Annotated in this window: 1 protein-coding gene and 3 rRNA genes; all 4 read left to right on the top strand. The window is 54.3% G+C overall.

The features are described from left to right. Positions 1-204 (top strand): hypothetical protein (locus tag FM104_RS16660; RefSeq protein ID WP_218778598.1); only part of this gene is annotated, 204 nt, incomplete at its 5' end. Between the two features lie 67 nt (positions 205-271). Further along, positions 272-1,798 (top strand): 16S ribosomal RNA (locus tag FM104_RS16205). 373 nt (positions 1,799-2,171) lie between these two features. Next, positions 2,172-5,277: ribosomal RNA gene (locus FM104_RS16200) — 23S ribosomal RNA — on the top strand. A 107-nt stretch (positions 5,278-5,384) separates the two neighbouring features. Beyond that, positions 5,385-5,501, top strand: a 5S ribosomal RNA gene (gene rrf / locus FM104_RS16195). The 16S, 23S and 5S rRNA genes sit together here, the layout of an rRNA operon. Positions 5,502-5,516 lie beyond the last annotated feature (15 nt).

The raw sequence follows: 5,516 nt of genomic DNA, 5'->3' as shown, positions 1-5,516 counted from the left end.
TTAGATTGTGAAGTTGCCTTGCGCGTCCTGCCTTTGTTGGTGGGTGTGTGGGTGCGTCCGATCCTTGAGAACTCAACAGCGTGCACTTGTCAAATGCCAATTTATCCTCGGCCAGTCCTTTTTGGGTTGGTTGAGAATTCCTTTGGATCAAAGTCCAATCCTCTTTTGGGGGGTTGGCGTATGGATGATGTCAGCAATGATTGAACCATTTTGGTCATGATTGAACTCGTTGCGTTTCTGCCTTTTTCCGGTGGTTTCGTGGCAACTGTTTTTTACGGAGAGTTTGATCCTGGCTCAGGATGAACGCTGGCGGCGTGCTTAACACATGCAAGTCGAACGATGATGCTCCAGCTTGCTGGAGTGGATTAGTGGCGAACGGGTGAGTAACACGTGAGCAACCTGCCCCTGACTCTGGGATAAGCGCTGGAAACGGTGTCTAATACTGGATATGTGACGTGGCCGCATGGTCTGCGTCTGGAAAGATTTTTCGGTTGGGGATGGGCTCGCGGCCTATCAGCTTGTTGGTGAGGTAATGGCTCACCAAGGCGTCGACGGGTAGCCGGCCTGAGAGGGTGACCGGCCACACTGGGACTGAGACACGGCCCAGACTCCTACGGGAGGCAGCAGTGGGGAATATTGCACAATGGGCGGAAGCCTGATGCAGCAACGCCGCGTGAGGGATGACGGCCTTCGGGTTGTAAACCTCTTTTAGCAGGGAAGAAGCGAGAGTGACGGTACCTGCAGAAAAAGCACCGGCTAACTACGTGCCAGCAGCCGCGGTAATACGTAGGGTGCAAGCGTTATCCGGAATTATTGGGCGTAAAGAGCTCGTAGGCGGTCTGTCGCGTCTGCTGTGAAATTCCGAGGCTCAACCTCGGGCTTGCAGTGGGTACGGGCAGACTAGAGTGCGGTAGGGGAGATTGGAATTCCTGGTGTAGCGGTGGAATGCGCAGATATCAGGAGGAACACCGATGGCGAAGGCAGATCTCTGGGCCGTAACTGACGCTGAGGAGCGAAAGGGTGGGGAGCAAACAGGCTTAGATACCCTGGTAGTCCACCCCGTAAACGTTGGGAACTAGTTGTGGGGTCCTTTCCACGGATTCCGTGACGCAGCTAACGCATTAAGTTCCCCGCCTGGGGAGTACGGCCGCAAGGCTAAAACTCAAAGGAATTGACGGGGACCCGCACAAGCGGCGGAGCATGCGGATTAATTCGATGCAACGCGAAGAACCTTACCAAGGCTTGACATATACGAGAACGGGCCAGAAATGGTCAACTCTTTGGACACTCGTAAACAGGTGGTGCATGGTTGTCGTCAGCTCGTGTCGTGAGATGTTGGGTTAAGTCCCGCAACGAGCGCAACCCTCGTTCTATGTTGCCAGCACGTAATGGTGGGAACTCATGGGATACTGCCGGGGTCAACTCGGAGGAAGGTGGGGATGACGTCAAATCATCATGCCCCTTATGTCTTGGGCTTCACGCATGCTACAATGGCCGGTACAATGGGCTGCGATACCGTAAGGTGGAGCGAATCCCAAAAAGCCGGTCCCAGTTCGGATTGAGGTCTGCAACTCGACCTCATGAAGTCGGAGTCGCTAGTAATCGCAGATCAGCAACGCTGCGGTGAATACGTTCCCGGGTCTTGTACACACCGCCCGTCAAGTCATGAAAGTCGGTAACACCTGAAGCCGGTGGCCTAACCCCTTGTGGGAGGGAGCTGTCGAAGGTGGGATCGGTAATTAGGACTAAGTCGTAACAAGGTAGCCGTACCGGAAGGTGCGGCTGGATCACCTCCTTTCTAAGGAGCATCTGGCATCCTTCGGGGTGTCCAGGCGCCAGGTCAAGAACGTCTGTTTCTTGCTGGTTAGCTCATGGGTGGAACATTTGACATGGCATCAGCGCAGCTGGTCTTGCTTAGTACGGTCTTTGGATCTGGAACGGTGGGGTTGGTGAGCGGGGTGTCTGCACGCTGTTGGGTCCTGAGGGACCGGGCCGGCCTGCTTCTTTCGGGGAGTGGGTCGTTTCGAACCTCTTGGCCCCTTCTTCTGTTTCCCTTTGGGGTTTCGGTTGTGGGGGACCGCCCGTACTTTGAGAACTACACAGTGGACGCGAGCATCTTAAAGAATTAAATGCTGCCAGTCTTTTCCTGGACTGGTGGTAACTCATGTGATTTTCAAGTCTTTAAGAGCAAACGGTGGATGCCTTGGCATCTGGAGCCGAAGAAGGACGTAGCAATCTGCGATAAGCCTCGGGGAATTGATAAGCGAGTTTTGATCCGAGGATTTCCGAATGGGGAAACCCCGCCAGGCGTTTTGCGACCTGGTGACTCCCGCCTGAATATATAGGGCGGGTAGAGGGAACGTGGGGAAGTGAAACATCTCAGTACCCACAGGAAGAGAAAACAATAGTGATTCCGTGAGTAGTGGCGAGCGAAAGCGGAAGAGGCTAAACCGGGTGTGTGTGATAGCCGGCAGGCGTTGCATGCCCGGGGTTGCGGGACTTTTTTGATCATTCTGCCGAGTGGTCGACGTGATGTGACGATATAGACGAATGGTCTTGAAAGGCCAGCCATAGTGGGTGCCAGCCCCGTAGTTGAAATGTTGTGCGCAGCGTGAAGAGTATCCCAAGTAGCACGGGGCCCGAGAAATCCCGTGTGAATCTGTCAGGACCACCTGATAAGCCTAAATACTCCCAGATGACCGATAGCGGACAAGTACCGTGAGGGAAAGGTGAAAAGTACCCCGGGAGGGGAGTGAAATAGTACCTGAAACCGTTTGCTTACAAACCGTTGGAGCCTCCTTAGTAGGGGTGACAGCGTGCCTTTTGAAGAATGAGCCTGCGAGTTAGTGATATGTGGCGAGGTTAACCCGTGTGGGGTAGCCGTAGCGAAAGCGAGTCTGAATAGGGCGATTCAGTCGCATGTCCTAGACCCGAAGCGAAGTGATCTATCCATGGCCAGGTTGAAGCGCGTGTAAGAGCGCGTGGAGGACCGAACCCACTTAGGTTGAAAACTGAGGGGATGAGCTGTGGATAGGGGTGAAAGGCCAATCAAACTTCGTGATAGCTGGTTCTCTCCGAAATGCATTTAGGTGCAGCGTTGCGTGTTTCTTACCGGAGGTAGAGCTACTGGATGGCCGATGGGCCTCAACAGGTTACTGACGTCAGCCAAACTCCGAATGCCGGTAAGTGAGAGCGCAGCAGTGAGACTGTGGGGGATAAGCTTCATAGTCGAGAGGGAAACAACCCAGACCACCATCTAAGGTCCCAAAGCGCGTGCTAAGTGGAAAAGGATGTGGAGTTGCTTAGACAACCAGGAGGTTGGCTTAGAAGCAGCCACCCTTGAAAGAGTGCGTAATAGCTCACTGGTCAAGTGATTCCGCGCCGACAATGTAACGGGGCTCAAGCACGCCACCGAAGTTGTGGCATTGACATTTTTGGTAGGCCTTCGTGGTCCAGCCGTGTTGATGGGTAGGAGAGCGTCGTGTGGCGAGTGAAGCGGCGGTGTGAACCAGCCGTGGACGCTACACGAGTGAGAATGCAGGCATGAGTAGCGAAAGACGTGTGAGAAACACGTCCTCCGGAAGACCAAGGGTTCCAGGGTCAAGCTAATCTTCCCTGGGTAAGTCGGGACCTAAGGCGAGGCCGACAGGCGTAGTCGATGGACAACGGGTTGATATTCCCGTACCGGCGAAGAACCGCCCAAGCTAATCCAGTAGTGCTAAGTATCTGAATCCCAGTGACGGATCCCTTCGGGGTGATGCTCTGGGCCTAGCGTACGACCCCATGCTGGTGCGGTTAGCGTATTAACAGGTGTGACGCAGGAAGGTAGCCCAAGCCAGGCGATGGTTGTCCTGGTGCAAGTGCGTAGCCCGAACGGTAGGCAAATCCGCCGTTCATGATGGGTGAGACACGATGCGGATAAAAAGTGGGTGATCCTATGCTGCCAAGAAAAGCATCGACGCGAGGTTCAAGCCGCCCGTACCCCAAACCGACTCAGGTGGTCAGGTAGAGAATACCAAGGAGATCGAGAGAATCGTGGTTAAGGAACTCGGCAAAATGCCCCCGTAACTTCGGGAGAAGGGGGGCCATCCACTTATACGGACTTGCTCCGAAAAGGGTGTGGTGGCCGCAGAGACTAGTGGGTAGCGACTGTTTACTAAAAACACAGGTCCGTGCGAAGACGCAAGTCGATGTATACGGACTGACGCCTGCCCGGTGCTGGAAGGTTAAGAGGACCGGTTAGCCGCAAGGCGAAGCTGAGAATTTAAGCCCCAGTAAACGGCGGTGGTAACTATAACCATCCTAAGGTAGCGAAATTCCTTGTCGGGTAAGTTCCGACCTGCACGAATGGCGTAACGACTTCCCAACTGTCTCAACCGCGAACTCGGCGAAATTGCATTACGAGTAAAGATGCTCGTTACGCGCAGCAGGACGGAAAGACCCCGTGACCTTTACTACAGCTTGGTATTGGTGTTCGGTGTGGCTTGTGTAGGATAGGTGGGAGACTTTGAAGCTATGACGCTAGTTATGGTGGAGTCATTGTTGAAATACCACTCTGGTCATATTGGATATCTAACTTCGAACCGTGATCCGGTTCAGGGACAGTGCCTGGTGGGTAGTTTAACTGGGGCGGTTGCCTCCTAAAGAGTAACGGAGGCGCCCAAAGGTTCCCTCAACCTGGTTGGTAATCAGGTGGCGAGTGTAAGTGCACAAGGGAGCTTGACTGTGAGACTGACAGGTCGAGCAGGGACGAAAGTCGGGACTAGTGATCCGGCAGTGGCTTGTGGAAGCGCTGTCGCTCAACGGATAAAAGGTACCTCGGGGATAACAGGCTGATCTTGCCCAAGAGTCCATATCGACGGCATGGTTTGGCACCTCGATGTCGGCTCGTCGCATCCTGGGGCTGGAGTAGGTCCCAAGGGTTGGGCTGTTCGCCCATTAAAGCGGTACGCGAGCTGGGTTTAGAACGTCGTGAGACAGTTCGGTCCCTATCCGCTGCGCGCGTAGGAAGTTTGAGAGGATCTGACCCTAGTACGAGAGGACCGGGTTGGACGAACCTCTGGTGTGCCAGTTGTTCCGCCAGGAGCACCGCTGGTTAGCTACGTTCGGGATGGATAACCGCTGAAAGCATCTAAGCGGGAAGCCGGCCTCAAGATGAGACTTCCATCACCTTCGGGTGGAGAGGCTCCCAGCCAGACGACTGGGTTGATAGGCCAGATGTGGAAGCACCGCAAGGTGTGCAGCTGACTGGTACTAATAAGCCGATGACTTGATAACACCTAATTCTTTCTAATTTGTTTCGCGTCCACTTTGTGGTTCTTGACGTACGGTCGGGAACCGCAACACACAAACACACGTGTGTTGCCTGAACATGTCAATAGTGTTTCGGCGGCCATAGCGTGAGGGAAACGCCCGGTCACATTCCGAACCCGGAAGCTAAGCCTCACAGCGCCGATGGTACTGCAGGGGGGACCCTGTGGGAGAGTAGGACACCGCCGAACTTCTCTTAAACAAAA

The organism is Microbacterium esteraromaticum (assembly GCF_900163815.1).
Classification (GTDB): domain Bacteria; phylum Actinomycetota; class Actinomycetes; order Actinomycetales; family Microbacteriaceae; genus Microbacterium; species Microbacterium esteraromaticum_B.
This window is presented reverse-complemented; position numbering and strand designations above follow the sequence as displayed.